We start from the raw sequence: 18,096 nt of genomic DNA on the forward strand, positions 1-18,096 counted from the left end.
TGCGAGGAGAAGACCATGTCCGACGTGACCCGAAGGAACATCCTCAAGGCCGGCGCGGCCGGGGCCGGTGCCGCGCTGGTGCCGGCCGCCTGGAGCGCCGCCGCACGCGCCGGCTCGGCGGCGCCACCACAGGTGCTGGCCGCGAACGACCTGGCACTCTGGTACGACGAACCGGCCGGCACCGACTGGCTGCGTGCCCTGCCGATCGGCAACGGGCGGCTCGGCGCGATGGTGTTCGGCAACGTCGACACCGAACGGCTCCAGCTCAACGAGGACACCGTCTGGGCCGGCGGCCCGTACGACTCGGCGAACACCAGGGGCGCGGCCAACCTGGCCGAGATCCGGCGTCGGGTCTTCGCCGACCAGTGGACCTTGGCCCAGGACCTGATCAACCAGACCATGATGGGCAGCCCGGGTGGTCAGCTCGCGTACCAGACCGTCGGCGACCTCCGGCTCGCCTTCGGTTCGGCGAGCGGGGCGACGCAGTACAACCGGACGCTCGACCTCACCACCGCCACCGTCACCACCACGTACGTGCAGGGCGGCGTCCGGTACCAGCGGGAGGTGTTCGCCAGCGCGCCCGACCAGGTCATGGTGCTCCGGCTGACCGCCGACCGCGCGAACGCGATCACGTTCTCCGCCGCGTTCGACAGCCCGCAGCGGACCACCGTGTCCAGCCCGGACGGCGCGACCGTCGCGCTCGACGGCGTCTCCGGGTCGATGGAGGGGGTCACCGGCTCGGTACGGTTCCTCGCGCTGGCGAACGCCGCCGTCACCGGCGGCACGGTCAGCAGCTCCGGCGGCACGCTGCGGGTGTCCGGCGCCACCAGCGTGACGGTCCTGGTCTCGATCGGGTCCAGCTACGTCAACTACCGCACCGTCAACGGCGACTACCAGGGCATCGCCCGCAACCGGCTGAACGCCGCCAAGAGCGTCGCCGTCGACCAGCTCCGCACCCGCCACCGCGCCGACTACCAGGCGCTGTTCGACCGGGTCACGATCGACCTGGGCCGCACGGCCGCCGCCGACCAGCCCACCGACGTACGGATCGCGCAGCACGCGAGCACCAACGACCCGCAGTTCGCCGCGCTGCTGTTCCAGTTCGGTCGGTACCTGCTGATCTCCTCGTCGCGGCCGGGCACCCAGCCGGCGAACCTCCAGGGCATCTGGAGCGACTCGCTGACGCCGTCCTGGGACTCGAAGTACACGGTCAACGCCAACCTGCCGATGAACTACTGGCCGGCCGACACCACGAACCTGTCCGAGTGCTTCCTGCCGGTCTTCGACATGGTCAAGGACCTCACCGTGACCGGCGCGCGGGTCGCCCAGGCGCAGTACGGCGCCGGCGGCTGGGTCACCCACCACAACACCGACGCCTGGCGGGGCGCGTCGGTCGTGGACGGCGCGTTCTGGGGCATGTGGCAGACCGGCGGGGCCTGGCTGAGCACGCTCATCTGGGACCACTACCTGTTCACCGGCGACAGCGGTTTCCTCCAGGCCAACTACCCGGCGCTCAAGGGCGCCGCCCAGTTCTTCCTCGACACCCTGGTCGCCCACCCGACGCTCGGCTACCTGGTGACGAACCCGTCGAACTCGCCGGAGCTGGCGCACCACGCGAACGCCAGCGTCTGCGCCGGCCCGACGATGGACAACCAGATCCTGCGCGACCTGTTCGACGCCGCGGCCCGGGCGAGCGAGGTGCTCGGCGTCGACACCACCTTCCGGTCCCAGGTGCGCACCGCCAGGGACCGGCTGCCGCCGAGCCGCGTCGGCTCGCGGGGGAACGTGCAGGAGTGGCTGGCCGACTGGGTCGAGACCGAACGCACCCATCGGCACGTCTCCCACCTGTACGGGCTGCATCCCGGCAACCAGATCACCAGGCGCGGCACCCCGGCGCTGTACGAGGCCGCCCGCAGGACGCTGGAGCTGCGGGGCGACGACGGGACCGGCTGGTACCTCGCCTGGAAGATCAATTTCTGGGCGCGGCTGGAGGACGGCGCCCGCGCCCACAAGCTCCTGCGCGACCTGGTGCGCACCGACCGGCTCGCGCCGAACATGTTCGACCTGCACCCGCCGTTCCAGATCGACGGCAACTTCGGCGCCACCTCGGGCATCGCCGAGATGCTGCTGCACAGCCACACCGGCGAGCTGCACCTGCTGCCCGCGCTGCCGACCGCCTGGCCCGCCGGGCAGGTCGCGGGCCTGCGCGGCCGGGGCGGCTACACGGTGTCGCTGACCTGGAGCAGCGGCCAGGCCGACGAGATCACCGTCCGCGCCGACCGCGACGGCACGCTGCGACTGCGGTCCCGGCTGTTCACCGGGAGCTTCACCCTCGCCGACGTCACCGACGGCAGCACACCCGCCACCACCCGGCCGGAGTCCGACGTCGTCGCGCTCACCGTCCGCGCCGGGCACACCTACCGCGCGGCCCGGCCCGGCGTGACGCCGTCGCCGACCCCGACCGTCACACCCACATCGAGTACGACGCCGAGCCCGGCGCCCACCACCAGCTCCCCGGCGCCGTCCGGCGCGCGTGCCACATACGCGATCACCGGCTCCTGGTCGGGCGGCTTCCAGGCCGAGGTCACGGTGACCGCCGGCGCCACCGCGATCCGCGGCTGGACGGTCTCCTGGACGTTCCCGAACGGGCAGGTGATCAACCAGATCTGGAGCGGCACACACACCCAGAACGGCGCGAACGTGACGGTGCGCAACGTCGACTACAACGGCTCGGTGCCGGCCGGCGGCTCCACCACGTTCGGCTTCATCGGTGCCGTCAACGGCAGCAACAACCCGCCGGCGAACCTCACCTGCACGACCACCTGAGCACCGACGCACCCCGCTTCGGCCACCCGGCCGGGGCGGGGTGTGCCGCCGGTCAGGCCAGCAGCGTCTCGCGCAGCCGCGCGCCCAGGTTCAGCTCGCCGACCACGCGGGGACCGGCCGGGTCGTACACGGCGATGCGGTGATTGCGGCGCATCATCTCCCGTACCGCCGGCGGCAGCCGGGGCGGGTCGTCCATCGTCGCGAGCACCCGCGCGCCGGTGCCCATCAGCCGCTCCACGAGCCTCGCGCTGTCGGTGTCCACACGCACCCGGCCGAACTCCCAGCCGGCGGTGGTCAGGTCGAGCACCTCGAACAGGCGCGTCACGAACGGCTGCGGGTCGGTCACCCGGTCCAGCCGGTCGGCCCGCCCGCCGACCACCGCCACGGCGGCGCTGACCTGCGCGTACGGGTGCAGCCCGCTGGGTAGCGCACCGAGCGGCCAGCGCAGCGCCGGCCCGGCCTCCTTCCACAGGGGCCGGTAGTTGCGGCGGTGCACCAGCAGCCGCCGCCCGGTGCGCCGGAACACCTCCTGCGCCTGGCCCTGGAGGTCGGCGTGCGCCTGGTCGGCGGCCTCGCAGACGATCCCGGCGGCCACCACGAGACCGTCGTCATCGGACAGCAGCCGTGTGATCGCGTCGGCCTGCTCCGGGAACCGGAGGCGGGCGTGCGCCCCGTAGGACCGCCGCACGTCCCGCAGCAGCTCCTGCTGACGTGCGGGGTCCAGTTCGACCCGTCCGCCACCGAGCAACCGCTGGAGCCAACCCATCGCGCCTCGCTTCCGTCGCCGTCTGCGGACCGGGCAATGCTAGTTCGTCGGCCGATGCTCGTATGGTGACGGGGTGACCGATCGATCCCTGACCCTGATGGCGGTGCACGCGCACCCCGACGACGAGGCGACGAGCACCGGCGGCGTCCTGGCGCGCTATGCGGCCGAGGGCGTCACCACTGTGCTCGTGACGTGCACCGACGGGGGGTGCGGCGACGGTCCCGGCGGGATCAAACCGGGCGACCCCGGCCACGACCCGAAGGCCGTGGTCGAGATGCGCCGCGCCGAGCTGGCCGCCAGTTGCGAGGCGCTCAAGGTCACCCACCTGGAGACGCTCGACTACGGCGACTCCGGGATGATGGGCTGGGCGACGAACGACGCGCCCGGCGCGTTCTGGAACACGCCGGTGGCCGAGGCGGCCGACCGGCTGGCCGAGCTGATCCGGCGCTACCGCCCCGACGTGGTGGTCACCTACGACGAGAACGGCTTCTACGGCCACCCGGACCACATCCAGGCCCACCGGATCACCATGGCCGCTGTGGAGCAGACCGGCATCCCGGCCAAGGTCTACTGGACCACCGTGCCGCGCAGCGCGTTCCAGCAGTTCGGCACCGTCATGAAGGAGATCGGGGTGGAGTTCCCCGAGCCGGAGGCGACCGACGAGATGCCGGCGCTGGGCCTGCCGGACGACGAGATCACCACCTGGGTCGACACCAGCGGCTACGGCGGGCAGAAGTTCGCCTCGCTCGCCGCGCACGCCAGCCAGGCGGAGAACATCTTCTTCCTGCGCCTGGGGCAGGAGCGGTTCACCGAGCTGATGAGCATGGAGACGTTCGTGCGGGTGCGGGACACCACCGGCGCGGCCACACCCGAGGACGACCTGTTCGCCGGGTTGCGCTGACCGGTCGCCGGTCCGGTCCGGGGAGGTCATCGACTCACGTCGAGACGGTCTGCGCGGCTAGGTGATCGAGCACGGCGCGGACGTCCCCGCCGGTCCCGGCCATGATCCGTCGTTGCCGGGTGGCGCCGGTGCCGTCCCGGCGCACCCGGTCCAGCTCGCGCCGGACCAGATCCAGGTCACCGTGGCGGGCCAGCGCGGGCGTGACGGTGACGACCAGGTCGTCGACGAGGTCCCAGGCCGGCCGGGGCCGACCGGAGCGCAGGTCCACGAGCTTTCCGTCGACGCCGTCGTGGGCGGCCCGCCAGTGCGCGGCGGCGACCAGGCAGTCCCGGATGCGGGGTGCCGGCACACCGGCGCGCACGTCGTCGATCAGCGTGGCCACGAGCGCCCGGACCAGCCCGGCGACCAGCACCGTGTCGTCGACTGTGGGGCACACGTCGCCGACCCGGACCTCCACCGTCGGGTACGCCGCGGACGGGCGGGCGTACCAGTAGACCATCGCGGCGTCGAGCATGATCCCGGCGGTGATCAGGTCCGCCACCGTGGCGTCGTAGTCGGCGGCGGATTCGAAGTGCGGTGTCGGTCCGATGCTCGGCCACCGTTCCAGCTGCATCGAGCGCCAGCTCGCGTGGCCGGTGTCCCGCCCGTCGTGCAGCGGCGAGTTCGCGGTGAGCGCCTGCACCACCGGCAGCCACGGGCGCAGGTGGTTGCAGACCTGCACTGCCAGTTCCCGGTCCGGCACGCCGACGTGGACGTGGCAGCCGCAGACCGCCGGGTCGTGGGCCACCGGGCCGAACCGGCGGGACATGTCGTGGTAGCGCTGCTCGTCGGGCACCGTGCGGTGGGCTTCGCAGACCGGGGTGGCACCGACGGCGACCAGCCGTGCCCCGGCCGCGTCGGCCGCCTGCGCGGCCGCCTGGCGCAGCGTGACCAGGTGCTCCCGCAGCTCTCCGAGATCGGGACTGACCGGCGTCACCATCTCGACCATGCTGTGCCGGAACTCCTGCCGGCTCTGCTCGCGGGCGGTGCCGGACAGCGCGCCGCGTACCCGGTCGGCGACCGGCATGCTCTCGCCGGTGGCCGGGTCCAGCAGCAGGAACTCCTCTTCCACCCCGAGGGTCAGGACGGTGGGGATCTGCGGGGTGGTGGTGGCGGTGGTGGTGGGCCGCGGCCTCACCGACGGCTCCACCGGCACGGAACGGTCGGCGTGTCGTCGTGAGGCGGAGTCATGTCTCGACGGTACGAGGGCGGGGGCCGGCCCGAGGCCGTTTCCGCCGACCACCGCCCCCGCGGGTGGCGGGGGCGGTGGCGGTAGGGGTCAGCAGTCGAAGTAGAGCGCGAACTCGTGCGGAGTGGGCCGCAGACGCACCGGGTCGACCTCGTTGGCGTTCTTCCAGTCGACCCAGGTGGAGATCAGGTCGTCGGTGAAGACACCGCCGTCGAGCAGGTAGTCGTGGTCGGTCTCCAGCGCCGCCAGCGCCTCGGGCAGCGAGCCCGGGACCTGCTTGACGTCGCCCCACTCCTCCGGCGGCAGGTCATAGAGGTCCTTGTCGATCGGCGCGGGCGGCTCGATCTTGTTCTTGATGCCGTCGAGACCGGCCATGAGCATGGCGGAGAACGCCAGGTACGGGTTGCTGGACGGGTCCGGCACCCGGAACTCGACGCGCTTGGCCTTCGGGTTGCTGCCGGTCACCGGGATGCGGGTGCAGGCGGAGCGGTTGCGCTGGGAGTAGACCAGGTTGACCGGCGCCTCGAAGCCGGGGACGAGACGGCGGTAGGAGTTGATGGTCGGGTTGGTGAAGGCGAGCAGCGAGGGTGCGTGGTGCAGCAGGCCGCCGATGTACCAGCGGGCGGTGTCGGACAGCCCGGCGTAGCCGGTCTCGTCGTAGAACAGCGGTTCGCCGCCGCGCCAGAGGCTCTGGTGGGTGTGCATACCGGAGCCGTTGTCACCGAACAGCGGCTTCGGCATGAACGTGGCGGTCTTGCCGTGCGCCCACGCCTCGTTCTTGATCAGGTACTTGAACAGCTGAAGCTCGTCGGCCGAGTGCAGCAGCGTCGAGAACCTGTAGTTGATCTCGGACTGCCCGCCGGTGCCCACCTCGTGGTGCGACCGCTCCACGGTGAAACCGGCGTCCACCATCCGGCGGACCATGCTGTCGCGCAGGTCGGCGTAGTGGTCGACCGGCGGCACCGGGAAGTAGCCACCCTTGTACGCGGTCTTGTAGCCGCGGTTGCCACCCTCCTCGATCCGCCCGCTGTTCCAGGCGCCCTCGATCGAGTCGATGTAGTAGAACGACTGGTGCGCCGAGGTCTCGTGGCGGATCGAGTCGAAGATGTAGAACTCCGCCTCGGCGCCGAAGTAGGCGGTGTCGGCGATGCCGCTGGCGGCGAGGTACGCCTCGGCCTTCTTCGCCACGTTGCGCGGGTCGCGGGAGTACGCCTCGCGGGTGAACGGGTCGTGGACGAAGAAGTTCAACGCGACGGTCTTCTGCGTGCGGAACGGGTCCACGAACGCGGTCGCCACGTCCGGCAGCAGCAGCATGTCCGACTCGTGGATCGACTGGAAACCACGGATCGAGGAGCCGTCGAAGGCGAGACCGTCGGTGAACACGCTGTCGTCGAACGACTCGACCGGCAGGTTGAAGTGCTGCATCACGCCGGGCAGGTCACAGAAACGTACGTCGACGAACTTCACGTCCTCGTCGGTGAGGTATCGCAGGAGTTCCTCGGAATTGGCGAACACACGTCCTCCTGGCAGGCGTCGTTGATCCTGGCCACGTCCCGTGGCCGGACCGCCCGGGGACATGGCCCGTACCGCCACCGTACGACGGCGCGCCGTGCCCGGCTCGCCAACAGCCCATCCGGGTTTCCTTCGCCACAGGCCGGGTAGTCGCCGTACCCGGCGGACCGCCCGGGAGACGACGTGGCGGGAGGTTGGCGTGGTGGGTGCTCCCCGACTGACCGGTGGACGCTGAGATGTGCGGGATCAGCGGTGAGGCCAGATTCGACGGGGCCGCCCCCGACGCCGCCGCGGTGACCCGGATGACCGCTGCCATGCGCTCACGCGGCCCGGACGGCGAGGGCACGTGGAGTGACGGCTGGATCACCCTCGGGCACCGTCGGCTGACAGTGATCGACCTGTCCGAGGCCGGCGCCCAGCCGATGGTCCGCGACGACCTCGGCCTGGCCCTGGTCTTCAACGGCTGCGTCTACAACTACCCGGAGCTGCGCGACGAGCTGCGCGCGGCCGGGCACACCTTCCGCAGCACCAGCGACACCGAGGTGATCCTGGTGGCGTACGCGCAGTGGGGGGAGCGGTTCGTCGACCACCTGGTCGGCATGTTCGCGGTCGCGCTGGTGGACCGGCGGCGCCGCCGCCTCGTGCTGGCCCGCGACCGGCTCGGCATCAAGCCGCTCTACCTCGCCGAGTCGCCCGGCCGGCTCCGGTTCGCCTCCACGCTGCCGGCGCTGCTGGCCGGCGGTGACGTCGACACCGGCATCGACCCGGTCGCGCTGCACCACTACCTGTCCTGGCACTCGATCGTGCCGGCGCCCCGCACGATCCTGCGCGGGATACGCAAGCTGCCGCCGGCCACCGTCCGGGTGATCGAGGCCGACGGGCGCAGCCGGGAGCGCGTCTACTGGCGGCCCGAGTACCGGCGCGACCCGGCCCACGACGGCATGGACGCCGCCGACTGGCGGGCCGCCGTCGGGGACGCGCTGCGCACCGCCGTACGCCGCCGGCTGGTCGCGGACGTGCCGGTCGGGGTGCTGCTCTCCGGCGGGCTCGACTCCAGCATGATCGTGGCGCTGCTCGACGACGCCGGACAGCACCACCTCCAGACGTTCAGCATCGGCTTCGACAGCCGCGGCGACGAGACCGGCGACGAGTTCCACTACTCCGACCTGGTGGCCCGCACGTTCGGCACCGACCACCACCGCATCCGGCTCGCCGACGGCGATCTCGGTCCGGCCGTACGCGCCACCGTGGCGGCCATGACCGAACCGATGGGCAGCCACGACGTGGTGGCGTTCCACCTGCTCTCCGAGCAGGTCGCCAAGCACGTGAAGGTGGCGCAGTCCGGCCAGGGCGCCGACGAGGTGTTCGCCGGCTACGGCTACCACCACCGGCTGGCCCGCTCGCCCCGAGAGGACGCGACGGCCGAGTTCACCGCCGCGTTCTTCGACCGCGACCACGCCGAGCTGACCGAGGTGGTCGAACCGGCGTACGCCTGCGACGGTGACGCCTCCGGCGAACTGGTCGCCGCGGACCTGGCCGCGCCGGGCGCGCAGACCGCCGTGGACGCGGTGCTGCGCCTGGACACGCACCTGATGCTGCCCGACGACCCGGTCAAGCGGGTGGACAGCATGAGCATGGCGTGGGGGCTGGAGGTGCGTACGCCCTTCCTCGACCAGGACCTGGTCACGCTCGCCGCGGCGTGCCCGCCGGAGCACAAGCTGGCGCAGGGCGGCAAGGGTGTGCTCAAGGACGTGGCCCGCGAGGTGCTGCCGGCCGAGGTCATCGACCGGCCCAAGGGCTACTTCCCGGTGCCGGCGCTGCGCAACGTCGACGGTCCCGTGCGAGAGTTGGTGGTCGAGGCGCTGGGTGCGCCCGAGGCGCGCCGGCGCGGGCTGTTCCGCCGGGCGTACGTCGACGAGCTGCTGGCCGAGCCGGACCGGGCCCAGGCCGCCGCCGGCAGCAACAAGTTGTGGCAACTGGGCCTGCTGGAGCTGTGGTTGCAGACGCACGGCGTGAGCTGAGCGGAGCGGGAGGAGCGCTGTGAAGTTCGTCATCGAGAGCGAGGCCGACGGCAGTGTGGGGTTCACAGTCGTCGGCGGCGACGGTCAGGTGCTCGCCACCGGGGCGCCCTGCCCGGACAAGGGCTCGGCGCTCGCCGTCGTCGGGGAGCTGATGCACGGGCTGGGCGACGCCTGTGTGGAGGACCGGACCGAGGCCGGCGCCGGGCCGGTGGCCGGCACCCGGACCGAGATCGGCGACGACATGTCGGACATCGGCCGCTCCGGCATCCCGCCGGTCTGACCGCGGCACGTCCTGGCGGCGTGACGGCGATCCGCCGGTCCGGCCGCGACACGTCCCGCCCGGCCGACGAGCCCGGGCGGGACGGTGCGCTCACTGCTCGTCGTCGAGCACGTCCGTGTGGCCGTCCCGGGTGACGGTGGGCGGCAGGTGCTCGTCCGGCTGGGGCGCCTCGGCGAGCGTGTGGTGCGGGTCGCCGTCGGGCGAGAACAGCACCCGATCGGTCTTGCGGGTCTTCTCCTGCTCCTCCTCCGGCTCCGTCACCGCGTTCTCCCTCCGCTCACCGGCGCCCCGGGCAGGCCGCCCCTCGTCCCACGCTAAGCGCCGGACGAGCGCCGGGAGCCGGTTTCCGCGCGACGGCCCCGCGGTCACCCACCGGGACGGTACGGCCGCCGGGTGAGGCTCGCGTACGCCATCGTGGTCAGCGTGACGATGTCGAACACCGGCACACCCAGCCGCGCCTGGATCCGGTGGGCGAACGGCACCAGGTCGGTGCACTCGACGACCAGCGCCCCCAGGTCCGGGTGCGCGCGGGCCAGCGCGTCGACCCGCTCGTCCACCTCGGCCGCCAGCCGCCCGACGTCGAGGGCGTCGCGCCGCCCCTCCAGCATCACCTCGCGGAACTCCGGCTGCCCGGCCATGCCGGTGACCGCCACCGGGACGTCGGCGGCGCCGATCGCGGCCAGGTGGCGCGGGGTCAGGGCGGCCTCGTCGGCGACCAGCAGCCCGACCGGGCCCCCGACCATGCGGTGCACCATCGGCAGTTGCACCAGGCTCGACGACCACAGCGGGACGCGCACCGCGGCGGCGAGTTCGGCCTGGAACAGCACGAGGAACCCGCACGCGCCGGTGATCCCGGCGACCCCGGCCGCCTCCAGGTCGCGGGCCGCGTCGACGAACGGTCGCAGCAGCGCCGGGTCGGCCTCGCGGACCAGCCGCTGCGGCGTGGCGCCCTCCACCACCCGGTAGCGCACCGGGAAGTCGAACGTGTCCGGGTTGCGGATGTGCCCGGGGATCTTGTCGAAGCTGGTGTCGAGGCAGAGCACGCCGATCTCCGGCCGGTCGCTCACGAGATCCCCTTCCGGAAGCGGTCCAGGGCGAACGTCTCCAGCGGCAGGTCCGGCTCGGCGCCGGAGACGAGCTGGGCGAGCAGCCGCCCGCCGGCCGGGGCCAGGCCCATCCCGATGTGCCCGTGCCCGGTGGCCACGCTGACGTTGTCGTAGCCGTCGGCCCGCCCGATCAGCGGCAGGCTGTCCGGGGTGCACGGACGCAGGCCGCTCCACACGTCCAGCCGGCGGCCGGTGTCCAGCGCCGGCAGGTACCGCCGCGCGGTGCGCAGGATCCCGTCGACGCGGCGCGGTGAGATCGACGTGTCCAGCCCGGACAGCTCCAGCGTGCCGCCGACGCGTACCCGGTCACCGAGCGGCATCACGGCGACCTTGCCCTCGCTGAGCAGCACCGGCCGGGTGGGCGTGCCCGGCCCGGCGGGCAGCGTGACGGTGTAGCCCTTCGCCGGTTGCAGCGTCAGCCCGACGTCGAGCATCCGGGCGCAGGCCGCCGACCACACCCCGGCGGCGATCACCACCTCGGCCGGGCGCAGCTCGCCCCGGGCCGTGCGCACCGCGCGTACGCGCCGCCCGGTCACCTCGAAGTCGCGTACCTCCGCGCCGGTGACGATGTCCACGCCCCGGGCCCGCAGCGCCCGCGCGAGCGCCACCAGGAACGCCGGGATGCGCAGCGCGGCGCCCTCCTCGTTGAGCAGCGTCCCGGCCACCGCGAAGTCGACGCCGGGTTCCAGCCGGGCCAGCTCGGCCCGGTCCAGCTCGCGCAGCGGCACGCCACGCGCGGTCGCCGCCGGGATCGTCCGGCGCGCCTTCGCGTACCCCTGCTCGGTGTGGCAGGCGAGGATCATGCCGCGTTCGGTGAGCGTCCCGGCCAGCTCGTCCTCGGCGCAGATCTCGCGCAGCAGCGCGAGGCTGCGCTGTTTGAGCGCGAGCAGCGTCTCGAACCCGGCGCGGGCGTGCCGTTCGGTGCAGTGCCGGCGGAAGTGCCAGAGCCAGGCCAGCAGCGCGCCGTCCAGCCGGGGCCGGACCGCGAACGGGCTCTCCGGGCGCAACAGCCAGCGGATCCCGGTGGCCGGCACCCCCGGCTCGGCCAGCGGCGCCGAGCCCTGGGTGCCGACGAAGCCGGTGTTCCCGGCCGAGCAGGCCGCCGCGTCGCCGACCTCGCCCCGGTCCACCACCGTCACGCTGAGCCCGGCGCGGCGCAGGAACCAGGCGCAGCACAGGCCCACCACGCCCGCGCCGACCACCAGCACGTCGGGGTCGGTACGGGCCGGCGTCGTCATCAGTCGCCGCCGGTCAGAGCGTCACGACGAAGAAGCAGGTGGGCAGGTTCACCACGACCCGCTCCCAGATCTCGGCGCGCAGTGCCACACCGGGTTCGGCGAACGTGCCCGGCGGCGGTTCGGCGAACGCGATGGTGGACCGGCCGGCGTCGAACAGCAGCGCGCCGTGTCCGAAGTCCCCGACGATCGCGGTGCCCGGGTCGACCAGCCGGGTACGCACGATGAACACGCCGTTGTCCTCCACGTCCCGCATCAGCGAGCCGCTGCCCAGCAGGCGGTAGTAGTCGGCCGGGTTGATGATCAGCCCGTCGGCGGTGCTGCCCATCTGCTCGACCTCGTTGCACGCGGCCAGGACGGTGGACGCGAACGGTCCCGGGTCGGTGAGCCGGCCCAGGTCCGGCATGGTCAGCAGCCCGCCCTCGCCGCGCAGGATGGTGTGGTTCTCGGCCGTGGCCAGCCGCACCACCAGCCGGTAGTCGATGAACTGCGCGAAGCTGACCGGGTCCTCCCACAACGTGTCCGGCACCTGCACCCACGCGGTGGTGGTGAGCAGCGGCGGGATGGGGGAGCGGTGGAAGTGGTTGGCCGCCTCCCGGCGCAGGTCCGCGCCGTCCACCGCCGGGTCGTCCGGGCGGGGCGGGCTCTCGTGCCAGTAGTAGTCCTGCGGATCCCGGGACAGGTCCACCACCTTGAGCATGTTCCGCGACGGGTAGCGGGGCTTGCGCCGGGAACTGGTGAGCGAGTCGGTGATCGTCACGTCGTAGTCGACGCTGGTGTCGAAGCCGTCCTTGGCGAACGCCTCGACGAACGCCGCGCCGGGCGACATCTGCGTCTTCCGCTCGGCGACCACCTCGGCGATCGTCCGCTTCACGGTGTCGGTGCGCTGCGACATCTGCTGTCCCTCCCTCAGGCCGGCTTGCGGGCGACGAACATGCCCCAGCCGAACTCGCCCCTGTCGATCGCCGCCTGGATCTCGTCGCACGAGTCGGCGAAGCCGAGGATCCAGGTCCGCGCCGCCTCGTCCGCCGTCGTCTCCGCGCGCTCTCGGGCGGTACGGCCCAGCACCCGGTACGTCTGCCTGATGTGCGCGTCGAGACTGCGCGCGACCACGTCCACGAACCCGGCCTCGGTCAGCGCCCGGCGGTAGCCGTCGAGCGAGTAGCCGTCGTTCCAGCGCACCCGGTCGTAGACGTGCCAGCGGGCCGCCTCGCCGATCCGCTCGGTGGGCTGGAGGAAGTCGGACACCGCGAGCACCCCGCCGGGGGCGAGCACCCGGAACATCTCGGCGTGGCTGCGCGGCTTGTCCGGCACCAGGAACAGCGCGTCCTGGCTGACCACGTGCGTGAACGTGCCGTCGTCGTACGGCAGGGCGGTGGCCGAGCCGTGCCGGAACGACACCGGAAGCGAGGCGCCCCGCTCGGCGCGCCGCTGCTCGGCGAAGCGCACCCGCTCGATGCTCAGGTCCAGCCCCTCGCCCCGGCATCCGGTACGGGCGGCCAGGCGCAGCAGGAAGTTGCCGCAGCCGCAGCCCACGTCGAGCACGTTCGACGACGCGTCGATCCCGGCGTCCGCGGCCAGGATGTCGGAGGTCCGGTCGGCCGCCGCGTGGTAGTCGGTGTCGTCCTCCCCGGCGAAGTAGCCGGTGTGCAGCACGCCCTCGCTGTCCCAGAAGCTGAGGTACGTCTGCGTGGTCTGGTCGAAGAACTCGGAGACGTCCCGCTCGGTGAACCGGCTGGTCGTGGACATGGGCACTCCCTTGTGCGGCGGTCGGTGGGTCAGGCGTAGGTGTCCTTGCGGACGCCGGTGAGGTGGGGCAGGTCGGGGCCGGTGGCGGCGGCGCCGCCGTCGATCAGGTGCACCCCGGCGGTCACGTACGACGCGCGTTCGCCGGCCAGGAACGCGGCCACCGCGGCGACCTCCTCGGGCCGGGCCAGCCGCCCGACGGCGCTGTGGTGGCCCATCGCGGCCAGCCGCGCCTCGACGTCGCCGTCCGCGCCCGCGAGCCGGGCCGCGGCGCGTTCCATCGGCGGCGTCCGCACCCCGCCGGGCGCGAGCACGTTCACGGTGATGCCGTCGCGGCCCACGTCGACGGCGAGGCCCTGGGCGAAGCGGACCAGCGCCGCCCGGGTCACCCCGGACAGCACGAGCGGGCCGATCGGCACGCAGGCGGTCTCGGAGGCCACCAGCAGCAGCCGGCCCCAGCCCGCAGCGCGCATGTGCGGCAGCGCGGCCATCGACACCGCTACCGCCGGCAGCAGCACCCGGTCCACAGCCGCCCGGTAGTCGTCCGTGCCGAACCCGGTGGCGGTGCCCACGGGCGGGCTGCCGCCGCTGACCAGCAGCACGTCCACCCCGCCCAGCTCCTCGGCGACCCGGTCCACCCAGCGGGCGGCGGCGCCGGTGTCGGTGAGGTCCACGCCGGTCGCGCTGACCCGGCCGGACGCCACCGCCGTCAGCTCCCGTTCGGCGGCGGCCAGCCGCTGCGGGTCACGCCCGCAGACCGCCACGTGCGCGCCCTCCGCGGCGAACTCCCTCGCGCAGGCCAGCCCGATGCCGCTGGTGCCGCCGGCGACGAGCGCCACCCGGCCCTTGAGCCCCAGATCCACGTCCTCACCTCTCCGTCTCGCCGACGCGGGCCGCCGCGCCGGGGTACGCCGGGTCGCCGTCCGGCCCGCCGGACCGGTAGCCGTACCGGGTGGACAGCGGCCAGGCCAGCGCCGCCACCGCGAGCCGCTGCCGGCCGGTGAGCGTGCGCCGCCACCCGTCGTCGCGGTCCCGGATGACGGTCGGCCCGGTCCGGAACCGGTCCGGGTTGCCGGTGACGGTGTGGTTGCCGCGCAGCTCGACGGTCCGGTCCCGTACCGGGTTGGCCGCCGGGTCCACGCCCACCAGCTGCAGCAGGGCGCCGATCGTCCCGGCCGGGTCGGCGGTGAAGTCCTCGTAGCGCAGGAACGCCGACCGGTCCGGGTACCGCCTGTTGATCGCCGCCGACGCGAGGTTGAACCCGTGCCAGTACGCGGTGCTGCGCGCCGCCGACATCGCGTAGACGTACTCCTTCGGCTCCCGCCACGAGTGCGCCACCGCACGCGGGTCGCGCACCAGGTGCAGCCAGTACGCCTCGACGCCCGGCACGTGCGGCAGCAACGCCGACTCGCCGGGGATCTTGGTGCTGTCCACGATGACCCGGGCGCCGGTGCGCGCGGCCACCTCCCGGTAGACCGCGCCGAGCAGGTCCGCGTGCGCACGGGTGTCCGCGTCGTACGCGCCCCGGCGCAGCACCCGCCACGTGTGCCGGGTCCGCAGCCGGGCGCGTTGCCGCCGGATCACCTCGGCGGCGTGCGCGTCCGCCGGCATCCCGGCCGGGCGGCCCAGCGGCAGCACCGCCGACCACAGCGGACACGCGGTCAGCGCGGCGCCGCAGCCGCACCTGTCGTTCACCCCGCGCCCGGTCGAGTTCTTCCACAGGAAGTGCAGCTCACCGACGTGCACCACACCGGGCACCTCGCCGAGGACGTTGCCGATGATGGTGCTGCCGTTGCGGCACCAGCCGTTGACGCTCAGGACGGTCACCGGTGGGCTCATGCCGCGCGTACCTCCGCCGCCTGGGCGGGCGCGGGCGCCGGCCGGCCGATGCGCAGCGCCATCGCGGCGGCGACGGCCGCGCCGGCCGCGCCCGCGACGAACACCGCCGGATAGCCGAGACCGGCCGCGACCAGGCCGGTCGCCGGCCCCCACACCGCCAGGCCCAGATCCCAGAACGAGGTGTACGCCCCGATCGCCGCGCCCTGCCGCGCCGGGTCGGTGCGGTTCATCACCATCAGCGCCAGCGACGGGTGCAGCAGGGAGAACCCGACGCCCATCACCACGCTGCCGGCCACCGCCACCGGCAGGTTCGGCGCGACGGCGATGACCAGCAGCCCGACCGCCTCGCCGACGCCGCACCAGGCGGCCACCCGGCGCGGGCCGAGCCGGTCCGGCAGGTGACCGATGACCAGGCGGGTGCCGGCGTACACGGCGCTGAAGCAGCTCAGCACCACCACGCCGTGGCCGATGCCCCGGGCGTCCAGGTGCAGCACGACGAACGCGGCAAGACCCGCGTACCCGGCGGCGCCGAAGGTGAGCGCGATGCCGGGCAGCAGCGCCGGGCGCAGCAGCAGCCCGGCACCCTTTGCCGCGGGTGCGGTACGCGCCGGCGCGGGCACCAGCGCGACGAGCGCCGCGCCGACCGCCGGGGCGACCGCGCTGAGCAGCCACACCGCCGGATAGCCGGCCTGCTGCACTGTCGCGCCGAGGAACGTGCCGGCGGAGATGCCGCCCCACATGCTCACCCCGTACAGGCCGATGAGCTGGCCGCGCCGCTCGTGCGGGGCGAGCTGCACGATCCACACCGCACCGGCGGTGAACAGCGCCGCCTCACCGGCACCGAGCAGCAGCCGGACCGCGACCAGCGCGGGCACGCTCAGCGGGGCCAGGTAGAGCAGGCCGCCACCGGCCACCACGAGCGCCCCGGCCAGCATCACCGTCCGATGGCCGTGCCGGTCGGCGAGCGCGCCCGCGACCGGCCGGACCAGCAGCGCGGTCACCGCGGTCACCGTGACCACCACGCCGACTGTCAGGTCGCCGGCGTCGTGCCGTTCCCGCAGGAATCCGGGCAGCACCGGGATCACCGCTGTCAGTCCGAGGTAGCCGGTGAACAGTCCGCCGAGCAGCCCGGCGAGCGCGAGCCGAGGCAGGGGCCGGGCGGGGGCCTGCGCGCCGGTCACGACCCGACCAGGGCTGTCTCACGGGCGACGGCCACCTTGCGGACCGCGCGGACCAGGTCGTCGCAGTCCCCGGGCGTGAGGTTGGACGACAGCGGCACGTCGACGGTCTCGGTCAGCAGCCGTGCGGTACGTGGCAGCGTCGCGCGGATCTCGCCGGGGTCGGCGCTGTCGTACAGGAACCGCCAGTTCCAGAACGCCCGGACGTTGAGGTCGTCGTCCGCGCCGATGTTGCGGGCGTCGATCCCCTCGGCCCGCAGCGCGCGGGCGAACCAGCCCGCGTCGCCGCCTGGTACGCGGAACACGAACGCCTCCCCGAGGTACGCCCCGGGCGCGACCGGCCGCCGGACCGCGATGCCGGGCAGCCCGGCCAGGGCGCCGCTGACGTGCGCGTAGTTGCGGTGGAACAGCGCCAGCCGCTGCGGCAGCCGGGTCAGCTCGGCGCGCAGCAGTGCCGCCCGGATCTCGTCCATCCGCAGGCTCAGCAGCGGCAGGTCCAGGCCGGTCAGCGGCGGCTCGCCGTCCGGGAAGTGCCGCCGCAGCCGCCCCTCGTACGCCCCGGACAGCGCCACCGCCCGCGCGAACAGCGTGCTGTCGTCGGTGATCAGGAAACCGCCCTCGCCGCAGTTGAGCGCCTTGTCGGACTGGGTGCTGAACGCCCCGGCGGCCCCGAACGTGCCGAGCTTGCGGCCGTTGAGTTCGGCGCCGAGCGCGGGCACCGCGTCCTCGATGAGCGGCACGCCCATCTCGGCGGCGAACGCGGACAGCGCCTCGACGTCGGCGGCGAAGCCGCGCATGTGCACGACCATGACGGCGCGGATCTCGGGGTGCCAGCGGCGGCGCAGGTCGTCGAGGTCCATCCGCAGGTCGTCGTCGACCTCGACCAGGAATGGCCGGCAACCGGCCAGGACAATGGCGCTGGGGGTGGCGACGAAAGTGAATCCGGGGCAGGCCACCAATGATCCCGGCGGCACTCCGGCGCCCATCAGGGCGAGCGCCAGTGCGGCGGTCCCGCTGGAAACGGCCAGCGCGTGCCGGGTGCCGAAATAGCGACACAGTTCGTCCTCGAACCGCCCGCATTCGGTTTCGTTCGGCGGCCGATGGTCGTATCGGAAGTAGAGGTGACTGCGGACGGCGCGAATAGCCGCGTCCTCGTCCTCGGTGTGCACGAACACGGCGCCCTTGTCGTACGTCGGCCAGGGCGTGCGCCGCACCGGCTGTCCGCCGTGCAGGGCGAGCTGTTCGGGCAGCTCAGAGCCGTTCTGCACCGGCCTCGGCGGGCTCGGTGCGGGAGCGTCGTTGTTCCCGTCCACCGGCGGACTCCTCGGGCGAGCGGCGACAATTCCTATTATCTCGGTAGGATTGGCCGGGCGTGCGCCGGGCATGGTAGCCCGGCGGAATCGCAGTCCCGGCGCGATCCCGTCGAGGGGTAAGAAATGCCACCAGATCCGACATTCA

Annotated in this window: 16 protein-coding genes; 4 read left to right on the forward strand and 12 right to left on the reverse strand. The window is 73.3% G+C overall.

Features of this window, described 5'->3' with window-relative positions:
• Positions 1-15: 15 nt before the first annotated feature.
• Positions 16-2,826, forward strand: a complete 2,811-nt coding sequence (locus tag MICAU_RS13415; protein ID WP_013285853.1) for a glycosyl hydrolase family 95 catalytic domain-containing protein — start codon at positions 16-18, stop codon at positions 2,824-2,826.
• A 52-nt stretch (positions 2,827-2,878) separates the two neighbouring features.
• On the opposite strand, the gene MICAU_RS13420 is transcribed toward MICAU_RS13415, so the two are convergent.
• Positions 2,879-3,592, reverse strand: coding sequence for a hypothetical protein (locus MICAU_RS13420; protein WP_013285854.1), 714 nt, complete (start codon positions 3,590-3,592; stop codon positions 2,879-2,881).
• A 73-nt stretch (positions 3,593-3,665) separates the two neighbouring features.
• On the opposite strand from MICAU_RS13420, the gene MICAU_RS13425 reads away from it, so the two are divergent.
• Complete coding sequence (locus MICAU_RS13425) at positions 3,666-4,493, forward strand: PIG-L family deacetylase (RefSeq protein ID WP_013285855.1); 828 nt, start codon at positions 3,666-3,668, stop codon at positions 4,491-4,493.
• 34 nt (positions 4,494-4,527) lie between these two features.
• Here MICAU_RS13425 and MICAU_RS13430 read toward each other — a convergent pair whose 3' ends face one another.
• Both MICAU_RS13430 and glnA read right to left on the reverse strand, forming a co-directional pair.
• Positions 4,528-5,670 (reverse strand): carboxylate-amine ligase, encoded by a 1,143-nt coding sequence (locus MICAU_RS13430; RefSeq protein ID WP_013285856.1) that lies wholly within the window; start codon positions 5,668-5,670, stop codon positions 4,528-4,530.
• A 141-nt stretch (positions 5,671-5,811) separates the two neighbouring features.
• Entirely contained in the window at positions 5,812-7,236 is a 1,425-nt protein-coding gene (glnA, locus tag MICAU_RS13435) for a type I glutamate--ammonia ligase (protein ID WP_013285857.1), read from the reverse strand.
• 233 nt (positions 7,237-7,469) lie between these two features.
• Here glnA and MICAU_RS13440 point away from each other — a divergent pair, with 233 nt between their 5' ends.
• Both MICAU_RS13440 and MICAU_RS13445 read left to right on the forward strand, forming a co-directional pair.
• Positions 7,470-9,254 carry an N-acetylglutaminylglutamine amidotransferase gene (locus tag MICAU_RS13440; protein ID WP_013285858.1) on the forward strand — a complete coding sequence of 595 codons (1,785 nt, stop codon included), beginning with the start codon at positions 7,470-7,472 and terminating at the stop codon, positions 9,252-9,254.
• Positions 9,255-9,273: 19 nt separating this feature from the next.
• Positions 9,274-9,534: a YegP family protein gene (locus MICAU_RS13445; RefSeq protein ID WP_013285859.1), complete on the forward strand. Its 261-nt coding sequence runs from the start codon at positions 9,274-9,276 to the stop codon at positions 9,532-9,534.
• A 90-nt stretch (positions 9,535-9,624) separates the two neighbouring features.
• On the opposite strand, the gene MICAU_RS32690 is transcribed toward MICAU_RS13445, so the two are convergent.
• The 9 genes from MICAU_RS32690 to MICAU_RS13485 form a co-directional block, all read right to left on the reverse strand.
• Complete coding sequence (locus MICAU_RS32690) at positions 9,625-9,795, reverse strand: hypothetical protein (protein ID WP_013285860.1); 171 nt, start codon at positions 9,793-9,795, stop codon at positions 9,625-9,627.
• A gap of 104 nt (positions 9,796-9,899) precedes the next feature.
• Entirely contained in the window at positions 9,900-10,601 is a 702-nt protein-coding gene (locus MICAU_RS13450; RefSeq protein WP_013285861.1) for an aspartate/glutamate racemase family protein, read from the reverse strand.
• A complete protein-coding gene (locus tag MICAU_RS13455) occupies positions 10,598-11,878 on the reverse strand; it encodes an NAD(P)/FAD-dependent oxidoreductase (protein ID WP_013285862.1) in 1,281 nt (426 codons plus the stop codon). Before MICAU_RS13455 ends, MICAU_RS13450 begins: the two co-directional genes overlap by 4 nt.
• 13 nt (positions 11,879-11,891) lie before the next feature.
• Positions 11,892-12,770, reverse strand: coding sequence for a family 3 encapsulin nanocompartment shell protein (locus MICAU_RS13460; RefSeq protein ID WP_013285863.1), 879 nt, complete (start codon positions 12,768-12,770; stop codon positions 11,892-11,894).
• Positions 12,771-12,784: 14 nt separating this feature from the next.
• On the reverse strand, positions 12,785-13,624 hold the full coding sequence (locus tag MICAU_RS13465; protein WP_013285864.1) for a class I SAM-dependent methyltransferase: 840 nt from the start codon (positions 13,622-13,624) through the stop codon (positions 12,785-12,787).
• Positions 13,625-13,653: 29 nt separating this feature from the next.
• Positions 13,654-14,484 carry an SDR family NAD(P)-dependent oxidoreductase gene (locus MICAU_RS13470; protein ID WP_013285865.1) on the reverse strand — a complete coding sequence of 277 codons (831 nt, stop codon included), beginning with the start codon at positions 14,482-14,484 and terminating at the stop codon, positions 13,654-13,656.
• A 4-nt stretch (positions 14,485-14,488) separates the two neighbouring features.
• Positions 14,489-15,460: a sulfotransferase gene (locus tag MICAU_RS13475; RefSeq protein ID WP_013285866.1), complete on the reverse strand. Its 972-nt coding sequence runs from the start codon at positions 15,458-15,460 to the stop codon at positions 14,489-14,491.
• Positions 15,457-16,641: an MFS transporter gene (locus tag MICAU_RS13480; RefSeq protein WP_013285867.1), complete on the reverse strand. Its 1,185-nt coding sequence runs from the start codon at positions 16,639-16,641 to the stop codon at positions 15,457-15,459. The genes MICAU_RS13475 and MICAU_RS13480 overlap by 4 nt, the downstream gene beginning before the upstream one ends.
• Positions 16,638-17,951, reverse strand: a complete 1,314-nt coding sequence (locus tag MICAU_RS13485) for a DegT/DnrJ/EryC1/StrS family aminotransferase (RefSeq protein WP_013285868.1) — start codon at positions 17,949-17,951, stop codon at positions 16,638-16,640. The genes MICAU_RS13480 and MICAU_RS13485 overlap by 4 nt, the downstream gene beginning before the upstream one ends.
• Between the last annotated feature and the right edge of the window lie 145 nt (positions 17,952-18,096).

The organism is Micromonospora aurantiaca ATCC 27029 (assembly GCF_000145235.1).
Lineage (GTDB): Bacteria > Actinomycetota > Actinomycetes > Mycobacteriales > Micromonosporaceae > Micromonospora > Micromonospora aurantiaca.

Coding starts and splice junctions, on each gene's coding strand:
- MICAU_RS13415 (WP_013285853.1), top strand. CDS start 16: ATGTCCGACGTGACCCGAAGGAACATCCTCAAGGCCGGCGCGGCCGGG.
- MICAU_RS13420 (WP_013285854.1), bottom strand. CDS start 3,592: ATGGGTTGGCTCCAGCGGTTGCTCGGTGGCGGACGGGTCGAACTGGAC.
- MICAU_RS13440 (WP_013285858.1), top strand. CDS start 7,470: ATGTGCGGGATCAGCGGTGAGGCCAGATTCGACGGGGCCGCCCCCGAC.
- MICAU_RS13455 (WP_013285862.1), bottom strand. CDS start 11,878: ATGACGACGCCGGCCCGTACCGACCCCGACGTGCTGGTGGTCGGCGCG.
- MICAU_RS13460 (WP_013285863.1), bottom strand. CDS start 12,770: ATGTCGCAGCGCACCGACACCGTGAAGCGGACGATCGCCGAGGTGGTC.
- MICAU_RS13465 (WP_013285864.1), bottom strand. CDS start 13,624: ATGTCCACGACCAGCCGGTTCACCGAGCGGGACGTCTCCGAGTTCTTC.
- MICAU_RS13475 (WP_013285866.1), bottom strand. CDS start 15,460: ATGAGCCCACCGGTGACCGTCCTGAGCGTCAACGGCTGGTGCCGCAAC.